Raw genomic sequence first — 19,073 nt, 5'->3', positions numbered from 1 at the left:
TGTTGGTGAAGAATAATTGAGTGAAAAACATTTTTTCATATCTTTGCGCCAGAAAATTATGACAATACAAAGAGCACATATCAATGCAGAACTATGCGAAAGCCCATCAAAACTGGGGTTATTCGGATATGATTTGATGATATGGAATGAGGCGAAATGTGCTGACTTTGGAAATTATTTACTGTAAACTCGTAAAAAATTAATCAAAATACTACAAAAACGCCTCGATTTTTCGAGGCGTTTTTTGTTTTTTAGGTCAGAAATTATTTAGAATGAAAAAAAATAACCATAAACATGAAAATTTTTTAATTAACAATGAAACTTTAATACGATAAAATAGAGTGATAAGCAACCCGATGAGAGACAGTCATTTAGGTATTTAAGATATCCGCAAAATATTGCGGACAGAAATTGTTTACTCTAAAAACTAGAAGTAACTATCTGATTTTCAATAATTTAATTTGATGATTTATTTGTGAGTTTCGAAAATTCATATTTACTTTGCAACCGAAAATTGAAAGCAACAGGTTTTCAGGATTCAACAAAAATAATTTAAAGACAAAACAAAAATAAAATGAAACAATTGCCTAACATATTTAATCAATACCCAGAACTATTCGGACAAGAGCCGGCAGGAGCTGTGTGTGTTTATGATAGCAGAATTGTGGATAGAAGGTGCTTATATACGTGGGTCAGTTAATGATCTTTCACGTCAAAATATACCAAGCGCCTCCCAAAAAGAGGCGCTTTTTTTATGGTTCCGTAGCTCAACCGGATAGAGCATGGGTTTTCTAAACCCAGGGTTAGAGGTTCGAATCCTCTCGGAATCACAACATATAAGGTCTATTGAGGTAATGGCTAACCTGCCCGACTGTCTCTTGGGCACTGCGAGTTCGATTCTCGCATAGACCGCAAAGATTCATGGAAATTTCAGCTCCGACTGTCTCTCGGAAAAGAATATTGAAGTGAATCTGCAAAACTGGAAAGATAACGGTGGTTGTTTACCCGTCTTGGACGCGGGAGGTCGCAAGTTCGAATCTTGCTTTCCAGACAAAATGCAAATGAATGAATAGTTAATTGTTTCAGGAGAAAAGTAAAAGTTTGTCGAGAGCAGAAGATCTTTACGCCAAAACACGAAAATACAGACAAGCTTTTTCTTATCTCAGTAAAGAACAATTAGAATTAAAAAATATCATTTATAAAATTTTAGGTAAAATAAAGTTTGTCGAGCGCAGAAGTTCTTATATCAAACAAAAAATTAGGACAGGCTTTATTTTTTTAATGAAAACTAAATAAAAATGATGGTTCGCCGAAGTGGAAGAGTCGGGGCGGTCTGCAAAACCGTTGCTTAAGCTGAGTGGGTTTGAATCCCATAGCCATCTCAAATAACTAAAATGAGATTAGTTCAGGAGAAAAAATAAAAGTTTGTCGAGCGTAGAAGTTCTTGTATCAAAAAATGAAGACAAACTTTATTTCCTCCAAAGAAAAATTAGGAAAAAGTATTCATTACTTATTATTCCTGAAAATTGGAAGTACGCCGAAGTTGGAGAGTCGGGGCAGACTGTAAATCTGTTGCTTCATTGCTGAGTAGGTTCGAATCCTACTACTTCCACCAAACCACTGATAATGTAATGGCAGCATGCAGGAAATATACTCTTGTTGTTTAGGTTCGATTCCTAGTCAGTTGGTTTTTAAAGGCTCTATTCGTCTAACGGTCAGGACGCCTGCCTTTCGAGCAGAAAATAAGGGTTCGATTCCCTTATAGAGTACAGGATGTGAATGAACTGGTCAATATTGAATTGATTATAACCATGAAAGTTCAAATTTGAAAATACATTGGCCAGTCATCATTCACAACAAAATAGGAAAAGAGAAAGATTTGTCGAGCGCAGAAGATCTTTACAAACAAAAGCAAGCATAGTTTATAGTAGACAGAGCTTTCTCAAACCTACTTTATCATAAAAATGAGTACAAGGTAAAATGACTCATAAAACTGCGGGAATGGTGGAATGGTATACACTCTTGATTTAGGATCAAGCTTTTGGGGGTTCGAATCCCTCTTCCCGTACCAAAGTATCAATTATAACAGGGAAGAGTGGTGTAGAAGGTCTGCACGCTAGTCTGAAAAACTAGAGGTACAGGTTCAATTCCTGTCTGTTCCGCTAAAAATAGAAAGTAGAAACGTAGAGGTTAGAAAATAACCACTTAGAAATCAATATCAATTATAAATATGTAGAAAAAATGGAAACGCAACAACAAACATGGCAGAATATGAATGGAAAAATTTTCCAACACTCTATCACACAGCTGGTAGAAGAAGCCATCATTCGCGAACAGGCAAACGGACACCGTCTGAAGGTATGTGTGGGATCAGACTCCCACGTATACGGGGAAGCCATCAATTATGCTACGGCAGTAGTGTTTATTCGTGAGGGAAAAGGAGCGTTTACCTTTATTAGAAAAGAAAGAGAAATACAGAGTATCAGTATCAAGGAGCGAATGCTGAATGAAGTCAACAAATCCGTTGAAATTGCATACGCCATCTGCTCTGTGTTGGATACCTATGGTGTGGAAATGGAGGTACACGCAGACATTAATACAGACCCAGACTTCAAGTCCAATGCAGCATTAGGAGATGCTATGGGATATATTTTGGGAATGGGATATGTGTTTAAGGCAAAACCCTTTGCTTTCGCCAGCTCCAACTGTGCTGATATGATGGTTTAATTTTCTAATTAATAACTATAAAAAGTAATTAAAATATTGAATATTTACTTTTTCAATTAAAAACTAACAGCATGACTCATAATAGAATAGCCGTTATCGGTTTACACGAACAGGAATATGAATATATAAGACAACATTACGAGGGGCTCATGATCTGGCATCAATCCATTCCCAAGATAAAAGTAATTGACGGAATACTATATGTCGAAAAAGCTCAGGGAGTAGGAATGCTTCCGGTTGATAAGCTCGTTTATCACGGGATTTTCGAGGATGATCTGGACTTTATTTCAGGATTAGCCTTATGGAATGGCCCATGTTTTCCAAACGCTTACGGAATGCTTGAATGCAGATTGAAAATTCCTTGTCTGGTTAAGGCAATGAAGTTCTCAAAATTTAACTCCCAAAGAGGATTTATCTCTGCAAATACTTATATAAATACAAACTATGAGCTGGTGGCCAAATGGGGAAACTGGCATTGTGGAGAAAACAAACATAAGTTTACAGGAAGCTGGGAAAGTACAGAAGATAGTGTTCTGGAACCTTATTTTGAGGGTGAAGCCATAAGAATTTTAAACATTGGTGAAAAATCCTGGCAGATTAAACTTGAAGGAGAAACATGGTTAAAATCCATTCATCCGGATAATGCCCAGTTTACAGAAATTGATGCAGAACTTTTACAGGATACCTTAATGTTGAAAGATAAAATTGGAATGGATGTCATTGCTAATGATTATATCGTTCAAAAAGATGGAACCAGGCATTTACTGGAAATTAATCACATCCCCAATATCACAAGATTTGAAGAAGTAAGATTACATTTTCTTGAAACTGTTGTGGAGTGGATCCATGAAAATTAGATAAAGCTTAATGATCAAAAAATAAGGCAATGGAAATAACGAAAAGATTATTGTTTCTGGATGATATACGATATCCGATTGAGGCTTATCATTATACCAAACAAGATGTTTTCCTAAAGAAGGATTGGCATATAGTTCGGAACTACGAGCAATTTGTCAACAGAATTTTGGAAAAAGGACTTCCTGAAATGATCTCTTTTGACCATGACCTTGCCGATATGCATTATCTAAAACCGGATTCTCAGGAATTTATTGAAAAAACAGGCTACGATTGTGCAAAATGGCTGGTAGAATACTGTATGGATAACTATTTAGACCTTCCAAAGTTCTACTGCCATTCCATGAACCCAGTAGGGAAAAAGAATATTGAAAGCCTTTTAAAAAACTTTAAAAAATTGTAATGGACATTTTTAGATTAATTCGAGATATTAAAAGCCATCTTAAGTTTAGTTTTGATGAAGTGGATAGGTGGTTTGAAAAAGATAGTGAAACGTTGAGTTTTCAGCCTTCAAACGGAGGCTGGACTATTCATCAGATTTTAGAGCACATTTATCTTACAAACTTTTACCTATTGATCCTGATTGAAAAAGGTACAAAAAAAGCAATGCGAAACTCCATGAATTCTGATTTGGAAGCTGAAATAAAGAATTACAGTTTTGATAAAGAAAATTTTGAAAAAATAGGAGAGTATGGTGCTTTTGAGTGGATCAGACCAGTCCATATGGAGCCAAAAGGACAGCTAAGTTTAGAAGAAATCAAAAACTTGATATCTCAGCAATATCATCAATGTATAAGCTATTTGGATTTGATGAAAAATGGGGAAGGAGTTCTTTATAAAACCACAATGACAGTAAATGAATTGGGGAAAATCAATGTATACGAATACATCTATTTTCTCTCACTTCATGCACTAAGACACCTTACTCAGATGAGGAACAATGAATCAGAAACAATTAAAAACTAAAAAAATGATTTTCAAAACATATAACTCTATAGAAAATGCTTACCAAGCCCGCATGATCGATCAGATCAGATTGCAGGGTTTTGGGGATGAGGTTTTCATCGTGCAGGAAAAAGTTCACGGGGCTAATTTCTCTTTCTTTACCGATGGAAAGGAAATTAAGATCGCGAAGAGAACGGCTTTTATTGGAAATGATGAAAGATTCTACAATGCACACCATATCTTGGAACGCTACAAGAAAAACGTAATTGATGTGTTTCAAAAAGTGAAAACAATGTACCCGAATGTAGAAACGGTAGTTATCTACGGTGAATTATTCGGTGGCGGCTACAACCACAAAGAAGTAGAACCGGTAAAAGGTGCTGTAAGAGTACAAAAGGGTATTGAATATGCCCCTTATAATGAATTCTACGCATTCGACATTAAGTTGAATGGAGTTACGTACTTGGATACAGATACCGTTAATGATATTTTCGAAAAAACTGGTTTTTTCTATGCTAAAACATTATTTCAAGGGACTTTAGAAGAAGCGTTGAGGTTTCCGAATGTTTTCAATTCCAAAATTCCGGCTTGGTTGGGGTTACCAGAATTGAATAATATGTGTGAAGGAACCATTATAAAGACTTTGAAAACCAAATATTTTGGGAACGGTGCAAGAGTCATTCTGAAAAATAAGAATGAAAAGTGGATCGAAAAATCTAAAATGGTTAGAAAACAAGGGAAAACAGTTCATAAACAGATTGTTTTTGGAGACAAAGCTCAAAATATTTGGGAAGAAATCCAAAAATATGCAACTGCAAACCGCTTAAATAATGTTGTAAGCAAAATTGGTGAATTCGAACCCAAAATGATTGGGAAGATTATTGGCCTTTTTGCACAGGATATTTTAGAGGATTTTGAAAAAGATTTTCCATCAGTTTTCACTACAATAGAAAAAGAAGAACAGAAAAGGATCAATAAAAAGTTGAATACTTTAGTTATAGATTTTACAAAAGAAGAGTTAATGACTCTTAAAGTTTAGTTTCGGTAATTCATTATCGAAACTTTTTTACGTGTAAATTCAACCATAAAATTCACCATGAAATGTTGACAGGGTGGTTTTAAAAACAGGAAAAATGAATGCAAGGTGAAAGAAGCGGTCCCTATCCACTTTTCAAGAAGATATTCAGAAAGTGATCAACAGGAAATTGAAACTGCTTTTTATAAAGCATTTCGAGAAAATTGATTTAAAATATTTTTTAAAAAAAACAACAATTAAAAAAATGAAACCCAATATATTTTTTACAGCAGACCATCATTTTGGTCATGAAAACATTATAAAATTCTCCGAAAGACCCTTTGAGTCTCCGGAACATATGAATGAGGAACTAATCAAAAGATGGAACGAGAAAGTAGGAGTCGGAGATACAGTCTATCACTTGGGTGATTTCAGCTTAGGAAAACCCGATTTTACAAAAGAAATTCTGGATCAGTTAAATGGGAATATTCATTTAATTAAAGGTAATCATGAGGGTTCAGCGTTAACTTACCCTAAACGATTTGCCTCCATCAGAGATTATCACGAATTGAAGATCGATGAGCCGGAAAACAATAACGGAAAACAGAAAATCATTCTTTTCCACTATTCAATGCGTACCTGGAACGGTTCACATCGTGGAGTCTGGCAGTTATACGGACATTCACACGGAACTTTACCGGATGACGAAATGGCGTTAAGCTTTGATGTTGGGGTAGATTGCCACAATTTTTACCCGATTTCCTACGAAGAAGTCAAGGAAATTATGAATAGGAAAAAATGGACGCCTCCATTTGGACCAAGAGAATAATAATACAGGAAAGTTGTAAAGAAGGAGAGAATTAGAACTTAAATTCTACCATCTAACCTCTCCTCTGTACAACATCCATTTTATAAAACCATGAAAACAACCGATGAAATATTAATTGTCGATTTGGAAGCTACCTGTTGGGAAAATGACAGGATTCCAATCGGACAAAAAGTTGATATTATAGAAATAGGGATTTGCAAACTGGATCTGATATCCAATGCTGTTTCCCAAAAGCAAAGCATCTACGTTATTCCTGAACGGTCAGAAATTAATCAATTCTGCACAAAACTCACAGGAATTACTCCAAAATTAATCGAAGAAAAAGGAATCTATTTTGAAGAAGCCTGCGAAAAGATCAGGGATGAATATCATTCTGCCTCACTTACATGGGCAGGATATGGAAATTTCGACAGAGAGCAGATTATTGAACAAAGTGACTGGCTTGGAATAGAAAGCCCCTTTTCAGAACAATACTTGAATGTGATGTATGAATTCAAAAGACATTTCAGACTGCATAAATCTATAGGGCTTAGAAGAGCACTGGATTATCTGAAGATGAATTTTGAAGGAAATCATCACAGTGGAGCAGATGATGCCTATAATACGGCTAAGGTCTTAAGTAAGATCTTAGCATAATTTGAAAATTAACAAATAGAATTATTAAAATTTTAAACAAGTGAAAACAACAGAAAATATATTAATTATAGACCTTGAAGCCACGTGTTGGGACAACCGGCCGCCAAGAGGTCAGGAAAGTGAGATCATTGAAATAGGGGTTTGCATCATGAATGCGAAAACCGGACAGATCTCCAAGAATGAGGGTATCCTAATAAAGCCTCAATATTCAAAGGTAAGTCCGTTTTGTACAGAACTTACAACGCTTACACAGAGTTTGCTGGATAATGAAGGCATCATGCTGGAGGATGCATTTGATATTCTGAGAGCAGAATATGATTCCGAGGAATTAACCTGGGCAAGTTACGGAAATTATGACCTGAATATGCTTAAGGATCAAGCCAGAAGATTTTATACAGACTATCCGATGGGTGATGACCACATCAATGTGAAAACATTATTTGGAGAGGTGCATCCCACAATAAGGAAAAGTGTAGGAATGCAGAGAGCCCTGAACGAGCTGGGCTTTAAGCTGGATGGTACTCATCACAGAGGAGTAGATGATGCCAGAAATATTGCAAAGATTTTGCACTGGTGCCTGAAGAATTACTAAATGATAAAGTAAACTTAATGCTATCACTATGATGGACTCCCTGCAAAGGGAGTCTTTTTTTATTTTGATACTGACAGTTACTTTTCATTTTTTATGATTTAAATTTGATAAAACTTTTTATTCATTGGAGACACTCGTTGAATTACTTGAACATACCAACAGAAGCGTTTTTTTGACAGGGAAAGCAGGAACCGGAAAGACTACTTTCCTAAATGATTTTGTGAAAAAGACCCGCAAAAAACACATCATTGTTGCGCCTACAGGTATTGCAGCTATTAATGCAGGTGGGGTAACCATTCATTCGTTATTTGGAATTCCGTTCCGAACTTTTGTGCCTACCACAGAGCTTATTGATCCTAATCTAGCCATGAATATTAATGAACTCTTCCCTCATTTTAAATATCGAAAAGATAAGCTGGACCTGTTTCGTGAGATTGAACTCATTATTATAGATGAGGTTTCTATGCTAAGAGCTGATCTGCTGGATATTTTGGACCATTCCTTGAGGCGTGTAAGGAGGAATCAATTTCCGTTTGGAGGAGCACAGTTGCTATTGATTGGAGATTTATACCAGCTGCCACCCGTTGTAAAAGATGATTCGGAAAAGATCTTATCAAAATATTATCAGACTCCATTTTTCTTTTCTTCCCAGGCATTACAAAAGGTTCCATTCATAACAGTAGAATTAACGAAAGTTTACCGACAGCAGAACAAAGAATTTCTCGAAATTCTTGATGCAGTTAGGCATGCAGATATCCATAATATCGATTTTGAAAAATTAAACTCCCGATATCAACCAGAATTTGAGCCTGAAAATGAAACTTATATCCACCTTTGTTCCCATAATCGTATTGCAGATCATATCAATCAGAAAAAATTGAATGCTTTACAGGAAATCTCTCAATTTTATAAAGCCACCATTATTGGAGAGTTTAAAGAAACCCAATATCCCAATGATGAAACCATTGAATTGAAAATAGGTTCCCAAATCATGTTCATTAGAAATGATTCATCTCCTGAGAAGAAATTTTACAACGGTAAACTGGCAAAAATTTCCTGCTTGGAAGAAGATTCGATAAAAGCCGTATTCGAAGAATCTGGAATAGAATTTACCCTGACAAAGGAGGTTTGGGAACAAAAAAAATATACTCTGGATGCGGACAAAAATATAAAAACAGAAGTATTGGGAAGCTTTGAACAATATCCGATACGGCTGGCGTGGGCGGTTACCATTCATAAAAGTCAGGGACTTACGTTTGACCGTGTTATCATTGACGCCGGAAGATCCTTTGCCAGTGGACAGGTATATGTAGCTTTAAGCCGTTGCAGAACCTTGGAGGGGATTGTCCTGAAATCTAAAATTAGACTGGAAGCCATATTTTGTGATCCCAGAATTGAAAAATTTCAGGAGTCAACCAATGCTAATGATAGGTTAGAACAACTCCTGGAGAAAGATAAATATAGTTTTACGCTTCATAAAGTTCAAATGACAGCAGATGCAGGCTGGGTAAAGGATTCCGTTATAAAGTGGATGGCCGAAGAAGTACTGGATGAAAAAATAAAAAAACAGGCAGAAAAATTTAAAATAGAAAGCGAAAAACTGTTCCTCATATCCGAGAAATTCAAGAAGATCATTCAACAGAAAACCCTGAGCTTTATGAACGGAACAATGCCATGGACTGAGATTGAAGATAAATGTAAAGGTGCTGTAGATTTCTTTTATAAAAAAGTGGCCGAAGATTTTTTATTGCCTTTAAAAAATCTTTATTCAGAAACGATAAGCACCAAAGGGCTGAAAAACTTCAACGAAGAAACTAAAATATTTCTCTATGATCTTGGAGATTATCTTGAAAAACTAAAACAATGTTATCTTTTAGATGTACCTATATTTGATAAAACATTAGAAATAGATACTTCCGTCGTCGTGGTAAAAAAGCCTACCCATTTAATTACCTTTCAACTATTTGAAGAAGGAATGCCTCCTTTTGAAATTGCAGAAAAAAGAAATCTTACCCTATCAACAGTATACAGACATCTGGCAAAAATGGGTTTGACTGAAGTTGAAAGAACTTTTAAAATGTAAACAACGAGTATGTTGTTGGTTGTCAATACTGTTTTCCTGTTTAAATGCTTTTATTGTTTATAAATATAACAAAGAATAATAGTATCTTTAAAAATATTAAATAAGAACATAATTTGACACGTATATCTTTAAACAGGGAATTTTTGTTATGGGCTCAAAATTAGATATAGAAGCACTTTCAATACCTTAATTTTTTGTTAAAAAATTCACATTTTGGGGATAATTTGCTGTCTGTCAATCAATTTTTGTTATTTTAGCCGGCAAGAATAAATTTATGCTTATTGGTGAAGAGTTTAGAGCAATATATTTAAACTATAAAATAAAAGAAATTGTTCCGTTTCTTAAAAAGCTTACACAAAAAGATAAAAAAGAAGTAGCTGCCATTTTAAAAAAGAATATTAATAAAGAATGGGGGCACAACAATATTTCAGTGTTAGCTACTTTGGTATGCTCTAAAACGAAGAATGAATATGAAAAAATAGGTCCCGTATATTATTCTATGCCGGTTCATTTTGTTGATGAACTTTTCGAAACCTATGTTCCGGAATGGATTGGTGAAAGCCATTTATTTTTAAACGAATTTGAATATGTTAAAGTTCTGGAATGGGAACAGAAAGGTTATTTAAAGCTCAAAGATGAGATAAGCGCCTTATTGCTTTCCTCTTCATTGGCCTCAGGTCATACATTGGAAGAAATTTTTTATACCCATCCCATTACCATAAATTCCCATATCTGGCTTTTATTCGAGCATGAATCTGATATTACTTATCATTCCCATGACAGGAACTGGAAACAAATAGTAAAAAACCTTGTTCAGGATCATAAAATTGAACGTAATAGAGTTTTAAAGTCTAGCCTTCAAGCCATTAATCTCAATTTTTCCAAAGATCATAACATCTGGTTTCTGGAACTTTTTACCTATCTTGAACCCACGGACAGTGAAATTATAGCACTTCAGGAAGAGTTGTTTGTCATTTTTCATTCCATCCAATATTCACTGTTTCCCGGAATATTAAAAATAGTAGCTTCGGTCCTTACACATGAAGATTTTAAAACTGAAGAATTTCTACAAGCCACAGCTTCTTTAATGACCCTTACTACGAAGAATGTTGTGAATGCACAGCTTCAGACTTTGGAAAAAATAGCCAAAAGCAGTACACAGTTTCATGAAGAGGTCTGCAATCTCCTGATGCCTGTTTTTTTGAATAAAGACAAGACTCTTCAGACCAAGGGAGCAAAGATTCTTGCCCAATATGGTAATCCGAATTCCAAGAAAATACAGAAAGAGCTGATGTTGTATACAGGATCTATTCTTTCTGATGCACGAACATTACTGGAGCATTTCTTCAAAGAAAATAAAAGTACTCATGAAAATGCAAACTCAGGTTATGAAAAAGCTTCATGGCATTTATCACAACCTATTCTCCCTATTGAAACAGTAGATGACTTTATATTTTTAGCCTCTCAGATATTCAATAACAATGAAACTTATCATTTTGATTTGTTCTTAGAGGGGTTAGTTAGATTTAATGATGTCTTTAAAGAAGAACATTTCAATAAACTTGAACCTGTCTTTAAAGCAGCACTCAAAAGGAAAGATGCTGGAGGACTTCATCATTTATGGGCCACATTTATTATTAATTATGGACTATTAAAACAGGAAAAAAAATCACAGGTTTTACTGGATGTCCATCTAGGATTTCCAGCACTTGAAAATTGGAGTGAAAAGAAAACTCCTTTTGTTTTAAAGGCCTATCATCAGTTTTTGCTGGGTATTTTTGAATTATTAAAACAAAACAAAAAACTTCCGGTTCTTTCAGTTCCGGATCATACACCGTGCTGGATTACAGTTTATTCTCTTGTTGATAAGCTGAAAATCTATCAGCAATACAATGAACAGCCTATCCCTTTTGATTGGCAAATAGCCATGCTTCGGGCCAAAAAAGAAAACTTAGAACAGGCCGAACAATATGCAAAAAAACAGCTTAATGAAAAATATTTTGAGCTTGTAAGACCTATTTTCGATCAAAACTATTTCAAAGATCAATACAGGAAAGAATTTTTGGAAGGAAACTTTGATTGGGAGCTAGGCTACAGGAAAGTATACAAGTGGAATAATACAGAAGAAATACCCGAAGTATTGATATCGGTAGAAAACCAAAAAGAACTTTCTCAGAATGCAAATTTTTTAGATCATTTATTCAACTCTTATCAAGGTGTTTATGATAATGACCTGATTTATATTTTGTATTTTGCTCCTTATTTTTCTGGACTTTTTGTGGCGGGAAAATATAATAAAGATTTGTCGAGTGCTGTTTATCAATATGATATAAAGGGTAATGTGAGGTTTTTTGATGCATGGATGCAACTGAATTTGTCTTTTCAGCCTGTACATTATTTATTCCTCTCAGCGGGACTGTTTAATAAAGATAAGACCTTCTCTGGTATGGCTTTTGAAGTCTTAATAAACAAGGCAGTTTCAGAGGACTTCGGAGTACAGGAACTGGGAATGTTGATTGGTAAAAAGATCAATTTTGAATGGGCACCCGTGAAACGATTTACAGATGGTTTGTCAGGGTTTATCAATTTGAGTACCAGTCATAACCAAGCTTTTGAGAAATTGCTGATTTCCATTCTTTCAGCGATTGAAAAACCAGTTTTTAACCTTAAAAAGCTTTTAGAGCTTTACTATGAACTGCTCAACCAAAATCAAACCAAGGTCGATAAAACGATTAACAGTTTGCTTACAGAATGGGAAAAAGAGAATAACCTGAAAAAAATTATACATCAAATTAAAAACCAATGAAAGAAAGACTCTATGAAATTCTTAATGAGGAAGAAATACATGAGATTATCCCATTTTTGAAGAAACTTACGCCAGACGAGAAGAAAACATTAGTTCCGACAATAAAGAAAATGGACCGAGAGATCAATAAGATCGTCATGACCAAAAATTCTTATCATACTGCCGGTTCTGTAAATCAGCACTCCATTATTGATCTTGCATCATTTGTATGTATGGATCAGAAAAACTTTGGTAAAAATTACTGGAGTCTTTTCCAAAATATTGAACAAACAGAACAGATATTGGAATGGGGATGCCCGGATTGGTTCTCAGATTTTATCAATAGTTCCATAGATGCTGAATTTACAGCCTTTAATTATCAGCATATTTTAGAATGGACAGAAAAAGGATATGTGCAACCGAAACCTGAATTGCTAGGACACCATCTGAGCAATTATCCATTTGATCTGGACCATCATCCTGAAACACTTAATACTCACTTTTGGTATTTATGTGAATATCCATCTAAATCGTTGCCGTTCCGTAAAGAATGGTTTCCTTTGATACAAAAACTTATTGCAGAGCAAAAGATAGAAAGAATAAGGTTTCTAAAAGAATGTCTTTTGGCATCTAACAGAAACTTTAATAAGAATGTAACCGGATGGTTTATGGATGCATTTACAGCATTGAAACCCACTGAAGAAGAATTGGTGGAGCTTCAGGATGAACTGCTTGCAGGCTTAACATCCACACAGTCTAAGGCAGTCAATACCATTCTTGTACATTTGAAAATGTTAGTAGAATTACCGGCTTTTAAAAGTGATGAATTTTCACACTATCTTCCTAACCTATTAAGCTCTGAAATTAAAACAGTAGTTATTTCCGGTCTGGCCTTAACGGAAAAAATATTCCAGCACAAAAAGCTTGATCCTGAAATGTTGGGAATAGCCTTAAGTACTGCCTTTGTCAGCAAAGACGATGGTATACAGTCGAAAGCGGCCAAAATTTTTCTGAAATATATCCCTGCCTCTGAAAATATAAAGGAAGCACTTTCTCATTATTCAGACAATATACTAAGTAATGTACGTCCTGTTTTATCAAAATATATTGAAGACAAGCAACAAGAGCTTGAAGCTATAGCCTCAGAAAGGATCTTACTGATAGCCAATGAAAACAAGATCAAAGAGCTCAAAAGCTTTGAGGATTTAATGTTTTTCCTTCCTTTGGCAATAGAGGACCCCTACAGCTACCACTGTGATATCGCCTTGGATGGATTGATGCGGTTTGCTAATGAAACCAATGCAGAGTCTGTTAAGTTAATAGAGCCAGTATTCTTAAAAGCCTGTAAAACAATTGCAAAATGGGAAGTTCCATATTTGAATGTTCTTCTGTGCAATCTGATTATCAATTACGGATTAGGTTTATTGGAAAAATATCCAATTCAACTTAAAAACCTGGAAAAAATATATCATAAAACCTCTGAAGATGAAGCTTCAAGAGAGATCTATTCAAATTATCATAAAAAACTGGGCCCAATAGAAAAGGTGGGAGTAAAGGATCCTGTTACAAAAGCTTTCAAGGAGATGGCGGTATATATTTCTCAAAAGATAAAAACCGGCGAAAATATTCCCCTGTTATTTACAGTAACTCATACCCCTTGTTGGATTTCTCCTATTAGTTTGGTAGAAAGATTAGAGGCCTATCAAAATAGAAATATTGAACCCAATCATCTGGACATGCAGTTGGCATTGCAGCGTTGTGCCCTTGATAATACTGAAGAAGCTTTGCAGTGGGTTGAAAAACGATTAAAAGGTGAGTATAAAGAACTGTTACTTTTCTTCTTTGGTAAAAATGAAAAACCAAAAGGAGAACTTAGCCATCCTTCATGGTGGATGACAGCCGGAATTACACGTTCACCAGAAACCGTTTTTGAAGAGTTTAGCAACTTCGGATACGATAATATTCCGGTAGAATTCCTTACGGGAGCTTACCAATGGAAAACCATTGACAGCAAGAAAAATTCGTACTATCCTGTTGAATTGAATATTGTTATTCCAAAATACCATCTTGAAAAAAGAAAAGAACCTTTGTTCCTGGAATTTTTTATTGCGGAACAAAAAGAGCTTTCCGAAATTCCTGCCATGATGTGGTGTTTCCCAAATACACCGGCAAATACCTTAGCAAAAGTCATCAGAAATTGTCTTTTCTATTCAGGTATTGCTGAAGTTTATGAAAGAAATCTGGTTTTAAATACAGCACAGGCTTTTTATCAGATCAAAAGACCTCTGGATGATATGGGATATTTGTTTTTAGGAACAATCTTTTTGGATGGAGATAAAACAATCAGAGGAACTGCCGCTGAAATCTGGTTAGAACATGTTTCTCATCAAATGATTGACAATGCGCAGCTAGGTAAGGTAATTGGACTTCACGAAAAACTGGAGTGGGCGCCTGTCAAAAGATTAACAGATCTTATCCAACATCATATGCTGAACGTCAGCAAAAATCACAATGTTGCTCTGGAAGAGTTGATATCCGGTATATTGCTTCAGATGGAAGATCCGGTGACCAATTTGAAAAAATTACTAGAAATTTATCATGAGGTATTGGCTTTAAATCAATCGGAAGCGAAAGAACATATAATAGAAAAACTGAATAGCTGGAAAGAAAATTCGAGCCTGAAAAAAATCTGCAATCTTCTTCTAAAGAAATAAATTATGGAAGATATGCTTACTTATAATTATTCTAGATCATCTGCACTGGTAAAGAAAGATGATTTGGAAGAACTGTTTCTCTCCAAATATAGCGAGATACAGAAAACAACCGACGTTCCCTGTTTTTTCTGGGGAAATGTAGGACAACCTTTTATTTTGGCCCGTTGCCTCATTACACTTTCCAATATTGTAAAGTCAAGCTTTAATCTGTCACCATTTCAGATGGCATTGCTCAAAGACCCGATTGTAACCGCCGGAAATGAGAGATTACGATTTGAAGGATTCTCTCATTGTGCAGGGGTGTATGCAAGAGTAGATGTGCTTCCGGATGGTTTGGATGGTGAGTTTTTGGAAAATGGAACCACAAATGTAGATTTTAACCAACCTATGATAACTGCCCTTGGGAGTATTCGTCCCAATGAAAAAATTATGCTTTCTGTTGGCGATAAAGAATTTGGGCTCTATAAAGAAGAAAAAAAAGTTGTAGAAAGAAAGGTTCCATTACCTACAAAATGGATTAAAGGCCTGGGAACAGTGCAGATATATCTTTCTGAATCCGAAAAACAGCATAGTTTTAATAAGATACAAACTCAGCAGCTATTCAGAGGAATGCCGAAAGGGATCATAAAGTCAGACTACTATCTTATTGTGAGAGGAAACAAACCCATGTTTTCTCCGGTAAAATCAACTGATGCTGTTTGTATCGGAGGGCTTCACAGGTTGAGACTACTGGAGCCTTTACTTCCCTATATAGATCATATGCAGGTTTTTTCGCAGCCTAATATGCAGTCTACCACCTGGCAGCTTTATATGGGAAATATAAAACTTAGTTTTTCTCTGTCAAGAGAAAGCTGGAGAGGATTTTCAGGAGAGGGAGCAGTGCTGGATAGCCTTACAACAGAAGTCTCAGATGAATTGATTGATGCATTGGACAAATATGCTTACGCTAACCAATCATTCAATTCAACGGTTTTGGCATTGGATGAAAATCTCAGCGTGAATAAAGCGGATAATATAACAGGAAGGTTAGCGGCCATGGGATTATTGGGGTATGATCTTGATGACAATGAGTTTTTCTATCGCAGATTACCTTTTAAGCTAAGCAGAATCTTAGAATTAAATCCGCGCATGAAGAATGCCGAAAAACTGATTGAAGATGGGAAAGTCGAGATTTTAAGTGATCATAAAGAAAGAACAGAAGCCAGGGTACAAGGTACAGGAGTACATCATACCATAATTATTGAAGGAGAAAAAGAACGATGTACCTGCGAATGGTTCAGTAAATATCAGGGTGAAAGAGGACCTTGCAAGCATGTGCTTGCAGTGAAGAAACTGATAAATAATTAATAATAAAAATGTTGATAAACGCAGAGACGTAAAGAAAATACTTGTGATTCTTAAAACCTATTGCGTCTTTGCGATTACCAACACATTATATTAGCCCTGTTCTTTATCAGTTCACGGATTGCTTTATCCATTCCTCATAAGTTAGTACACCCATTTCAGGTTTTCCATCTCCCTCCAGAATAGAAATGAACTCAAGCTGGTTACCATCCGGATCATTGAAATAGATGGCTAGGGCAGGCATCCATGCAAATACCATAGGCTCAACACTGCCGTTTTTTAGAAAGTTATAGGGCTTCAGGTTTTTGTTTTCCAAAAATTTTACAGACAAGTTTAAAATATCTTCTTTACTGCTCGAAAAAGCAAAATGTCTCGGCTGAAGATTCTCTTTCTGCTCCCACAATCCTAACATAAATTCTTTCTCTTCCCCAATCCATAAAAATGCGATAGGTCTCGTTTCATCCCTATGAGCCAGTCTCAATCCCAATACTTCCGTATAAAACTGAATGGCTTTTTCCAAATCGCTTACTTGTACATGAGTTTCATATAATCCTTTAATCATAGCTTTAATTTTAATGAATACAAAGCTAGAGAACAGATGTGTGAATACCTATGAATACCCATTTCTTTATTTGAAATGAATGATAGAAGCTTTAAATGAATGATGTTGCTATTATCCAGGATCAGATACTTTTTAGATTTTTTTATTAAAAACTAACTACGCAAAATGATTACGTAATACTGTTTTTACTTTGCATCAGAAATCAGAGAGGAAGTATATCCTTTTCAATGTTTAACAAAAAACAGTAACTCATGAAATTTAATTTTTTGAAAAAAGAAAATAAAGTAGTCTTGAACTATGAGGGAGCAAAAGCATATGTGATGACCCCTGCAGAAGAATTGTATAGTGCTGTGGTTACAACAGGGCTATCTAATATTACCTATGAACAAGGGAATGAAAGATTGGAGAGAATACAGTCTCTGATAAAAAAAAATGACCCTGAATTTGTAGCAAAACTCGCTGTATATGCACGAAAAGAAATGCACCTACGTTCTGTTCCGTTGGTTTTGGCTACGGAGTTGGCAAGAGAAACCTCGGGTTCAGACCTGGTAAGCAAAACAGTGGATGGAGTTGTTCAGAGGGCAGATGAAATCACAGAATTGCTGGCGTATTACCAATTTGCTAACAAAAGAACAGAAACAAAAAAACTGAACAGGCTATCTAAGCAGATTCAGAAAGGATTGGTAAAGTCATTCAATAAGTTTGATGAATACCAGTTTGCAAAATATAACAGGAAAGGAGAAGTGACATTGAAAGATGCCTTATTCCTGGTACACCCAAAAGCTAAGGATGAGAGCCAGCAAACCATTTTTAATAAAATTGCAGGTGATGTGTTAGAAGTTCCTTACACGTGGGAAGTTGAGCTTTCAGTGCTGGGACAGAAAAAATATACGGATCATACAGAAAGAGAAGAGGCTTTCAAAATCAAATGGGAAGAACTGATTTTCAGTAACAAGCTGGGATACATGGCAACCCTCCGAAACTTAAGAAATATCCTGGAAGCAGGAGTGTCGGCTGATGCAATGAACAAAATTTGTCGTTATCTGTCTGATGAAAAAGCTGTAAGACATTCAAAACAATTGCCATTCCGATTTCTGGCGGCCTACAGAGAATTGAAAACCATTGATTCTCCTTATTTGTCTTCTGTATTGGAAGCACTGGAAAATGCCATTTTGGTAAGTGCTCAGAATATCAAAGGTTTTGGTTTTAATACTTCAGTGGTTATTGCGGCTGATGTCTCAGGTTCAATGCAGAAAAGGGTTTCTTCAAAAAGTAAGGTCTTGCTGTATGACATTGGTTTATTGATGTCAATGATCTTGCAGTCACAATGTAAAAATGTAGTAACAGGAATCTTCGGTGATCGTTGGTTGAGAGTACCAATGCCTAAAAATGGTATTTTAAGAAATGTAGATGCATTCTATAAGCGCGAAGGTGAAGTGGGATATTCTACAAACGGTTATCTGGTCATCGAAGATTTGATTAAAAGACAGGAAAAAGTGGAAAAAGTAATGCTTTTCACAGATACCCAAATGTGGGATAGCTCTGGAAACAAACAGTCATTTGAAGACTCCTGGAGTAGATACAAGACTATAGCTCCTGATGCGAAATTGTATATTTTTGACTTGGCTGGCTATGGAAGACAACCTATTGATATCAAAAGAAATGATGTATACCTTATTGCAGGTTGGTCAGACAAAATATTCGATGTACTGAATGCTTTGGAAGATCAGAAATCTGCCATAGAAATGATCCGAAAAGTAGTGCTGTAAAAGGCATTGCTTTTAATTTAAGCAGAATGTTGTTAATTGGTTTTAATAAAAAAATAACTGCGTAAAAAGAATGCGTAGTAAGTATGTAAATTTGTAAAATATAAAACTAATAATCATAAAAGCAGATGCCGTAAAACAGAGTTACTTCTTTAAGTAACGGTAGTACAGGTTCAAATCCTGTTCTGCGGAAGCAGGTGGTGTAAAGATAGCACACCGT

Annotated in this window: 15 protein-coding genes and 8 tRNA genes; 22 read left to right on the top strand and 1 reads right to left on the bottom strand. The window is 35.5% G+C overall.

What is annotated here, in order from left to right; translation table 11 throughout:
- Positions 1-58: 58 nt before the first annotated feature.
- The 21 genes from C7D53_RS15555 to C7D53_RS15470 all read left to right on the top strand — a co-directional run bounded on the left by C7D53_RS15555 (position 59) and on the right by C7D53_RS15470 (position 16,528).
- Positions 59-187, top strand: coding sequence for a penicillin-binding protein (locus tag C7D53_RS15555; RefSeq protein ID WP_076356269.1), 129 nt, complete (start codon positions 59-61; stop codon positions 185-187).
- Positions 188-756: 569 nt separating this feature from the next.
- Positions 757-830 (top strand) — tRNA-Arg (locus tag C7D53_RS15550).
- Positions 831-840: 10 nt separating this feature from the next.
- Positions 841-912: transfer RNA gene (locus C7D53_RS20985), tRNA-Asp, on the top strand.
- A 67-nt stretch (positions 913-979) separates the two neighbouring features.
- Positions 980-1,051: transfer RNA gene (locus C7D53_RS20980), tRNA-Pro, on the top strand.
- A gap of 249 nt (positions 1,052-1,300) precedes the next feature.
- Positions 1,301-1,382, top strand: a tRNA-Cys gene (locus tag C7D53_RS20975).
- Between the two features lie 146 nt (positions 1,383-1,528).
- A tRNA-Tyr gene (locus C7D53_RS15545) sits at positions 1,529-1,615 on the top strand.
- Positions 1,616-1,697: 82 nt separating this feature from the next.
- Positions 1,698-1,769, top strand: a tRNA-Glu gene (locus C7D53_RS15540).
- A gap of 226 nt (positions 1,770-1,995) precedes the next feature.
- A tRNA-Leu gene (locus C7D53_RS15535) sits at positions 1,996-2,071 on the top strand.
- Positions 2,072-2,089: 18 nt separating this feature from the next.
- Positions 2,090-2,162: transfer RNA gene (locus tag C7D53_RS15530), tRNA-Phe, on the top strand.
- A 79-nt stretch (positions 2,163-2,241) separates the two neighbouring features.
- The gene (locus C7D53_RS15525) at positions 2,242-2,727 is read left to right on the top strand and encodes a ribonuclease H-like YkuK family protein (RefSeq protein WP_106917340.1); all 486 of its coding nucleotides are present in this window, start codon (positions 2,242-2,244) and stop codon (positions 2,725-2,727) included.
- Between the two features lie 71 nt (positions 2,728-2,798).
- Complete coding sequence (locus tag C7D53_RS15520; RefSeq protein WP_106917339.1) at positions 2,799-3,584, top strand: hypothetical protein; 786 nt, start codon at positions 2,799-2,801, stop codon at positions 3,582-3,584.
- 29 nt (positions 3,585-3,613) lie between these two features.
- Positions 3,614-3,985, top strand: a complete 372-nt coding sequence (locus C7D53_RS15515; RefSeq protein ID WP_106917338.1) for a cyclic-phosphate processing receiver domain-containing protein — start codon at positions 3,614-3,616, stop codon at positions 3,983-3,985.
- Positions 3,985-4,548, top strand: a complete 564-nt coding sequence (locus C7D53_RS15510) for a DinB family protein (protein ID WP_106917337.1) — start codon at positions 3,985-3,987, stop codon at positions 4,546-4,548. Before C7D53_RS15515 ends, C7D53_RS15510 begins: the two co-directional genes overlap by 1 nt.
- Positions 4,549-4,552: 4 nt before the next feature.
- On the top strand, positions 4,553-5,566 hold the full coding sequence (locus tag C7D53_RS15505; protein WP_162926197.1) for an RNA ligase, Rnl2 family: 1,014 nt from the start codon (positions 4,553-4,555) through the stop codon (positions 5,564-5,566).
- Between the two features lie 241 nt (positions 5,567-5,807).
- The gene (locus C7D53_RS15500) at positions 5,808-6,371 is read left to right on the top strand and encodes a metallophosphoesterase family protein (protein ID WP_106917441.1); all 564 of its coding nucleotides are present in this window, start codon (positions 5,808-5,810) and stop codon (positions 6,369-6,371) included.
- A gap of 90 nt (positions 6,372-6,461) precedes the next feature.
- A complete protein-coding gene (locus C7D53_RS15495; protein WP_106917335.1) occupies positions 6,462-7,007 on the top strand; it encodes a 3'-5' exonuclease in 546 nt (181 codons plus the stop codon).
- Between the two features lie 40 nt (positions 7,008-7,047).
- Positions 7,048-7,599, top strand: a complete 552-nt coding sequence (locus C7D53_RS15490) for a 3'-5' exonuclease (RefSeq protein WP_106917334.1) — start codon at positions 7,048-7,050, stop codon at positions 7,597-7,599.
- Positions 7,600-7,723: 124 nt separating this feature from the next.
- A complete protein-coding gene (locus C7D53_RS15485) occupies positions 7,724-9,682 on the top strand; it encodes an AAA family ATPase (RefSeq protein WP_106917333.1) in 1,959 nt (652 codons plus the stop codon).
- 274 nt (positions 9,683-9,956) lie between these two features.
- Positions 9,957-12,488 carry a DUF6493 family protein gene (locus C7D53_RS15480; protein WP_106917332.1) on the top strand — a complete coding sequence of 844 codons (2,532 nt, stop codon included), beginning with the start codon at positions 9,957-9,959 and terminating at the stop codon, positions 12,486-12,488.
- Complete coding sequence (locus C7D53_RS15475) at positions 12,485-15,181, top strand: DUF6493 family protein (RefSeq protein ID WP_106917331.1); 2,697 nt, start codon at positions 12,485-12,487, stop codon at positions 15,179-15,181. Before C7D53_RS15480 ends, C7D53_RS15475 begins: the two co-directional genes overlap by 4 nt.
- Positions 15,182-15,184: 3 nt before the next feature.
- A complete protein-coding gene (locus C7D53_RS15470) occupies positions 15,185-16,528 on the top strand; it encodes an SWIM zinc finger family protein (RefSeq protein ID WP_106917330.1) in 1,344 nt (447 codons plus the stop codon).
- Positions 16,529-16,634: 106 nt separating this feature from the next.
- On the opposite strand, the gene C7D53_RS15465 is transcribed toward C7D53_RS15470, so the two are convergent.
- Complete coding sequence (locus tag C7D53_RS15465) at positions 16,635-17,087, bottom strand: VOC family protein (protein WP_106917329.1); 453 nt, start codon at positions 17,085-17,087, stop codon at positions 16,635-16,637.
- 251 nt (positions 17,088-17,338) lie between these two features.
- Here C7D53_RS15465 and C7D53_RS15460 point away from each other — a divergent pair, with 251 nt between their 5' ends.
- Complete coding sequence (locus C7D53_RS15460; RefSeq protein WP_106917328.1) at positions 17,339-18,856, top strand: TROVE domain-containing protein; 1,518 nt, start codon at positions 17,339-17,341, stop codon at positions 18,854-18,856.
- Positions 18,857-19,073: the final 217 nt, after the last annotated feature.

This window comes from Chryseobacterium aurantiacum (genome assembly GCF_003020585.1).
Lineage (GTDB): Bacteria > Bacteroidota > Bacteroidia > Flavobacteriales > Weeksellaceae > Chryseobacterium > Chryseobacterium aurantiacum.
Note: the sequence above shows the minus strand (reverse complement) of the source record. Positions and strands in the feature narration are given on the sequence as shown.

Bases quoted from the DNA above. Each gene is read 5' to 3' on its own strand.
- C7D53_RS15555 (WP_076356269.1), top strand. From the start codon at position 59: ATGACAATACAAAGAGCACATATCAATGCAGAACTATGCGAAAGCCCA.
- C7D53_RS15525 (WP_106917340.1), top strand. From the start codon at position 2,242: ATGGAAACGCAACAACAAACATGGCAGAATATGAATGGAAAAATTTTC.
- C7D53_RS15520 (WP_106917339.1), top strand. From the start codon at position 2,799: ATGACTCATAATAGAATAGCCGTTATCGGTTTACACGAACAGGAATAT.
- C7D53_RS15515 (WP_106917338.1), top strand. From the start codon at position 3,614: ATGGAAATAACGAAAAGATTATTGTTTCTGGATGATATACGATATCCG.
- C7D53_RS15510 (WP_106917337.1), top strand. From the start codon at position 3,985: ATGGACATTTTTAGATTAATTCGAGATATTAAAAGCCATCTTAAGTTT.
- C7D53_RS15505 (WP_162926197.1), top strand. From the start codon at position 4,553: ATGATTTTCAAAACATATAACTCTATAGAAAATGCTTACCAAGCCCGC.
- C7D53_RS15500 (WP_106917441.1), top strand. From the start codon at position 5,808: ATGAAACCCAATATATTTTTTACAGCAGACCATCATTTTGGTCATGAA.
- C7D53_RS15495 (WP_106917335.1), top strand. From the start codon at position 6,462: ATGAAAACAACCGATGAAATATTAATTGTCGATTTGGAAGCTACCTGT.
- C7D53_RS15480 (WP_106917332.1), top strand. From the start codon at position 9,957: ATGCTTATTGGTGAAGAGTTTAGAGCAATATATTTAAACTATAAAATA.
- C7D53_RS15475 (WP_106917331.1), top strand. From the start codon at position 12,485: ATGAAAGAAAGACTCTATGAAATTCTTAATGAGGAAGAAATACATGAG.
- C7D53_RS15470 (WP_106917330.1), top strand. From the start codon at position 15,185: ATGGAAGATATGCTTACTTATAATTATTCTAGATCATCTGCACTGGTA.
- C7D53_RS15465 (WP_106917329.1), bottom strand. From the start codon at position 17,087: ATGATTAAAGGATTATATGAAACTCATGTACAAGTAAGCGATTTGGAA.
- C7D53_RS15460 (WP_106917328.1), top strand. From the start codon at position 17,339: ATGAAATTTAATTTTTTGAAAAAAGAAAATAAAGTAGTCTTGAACTAT.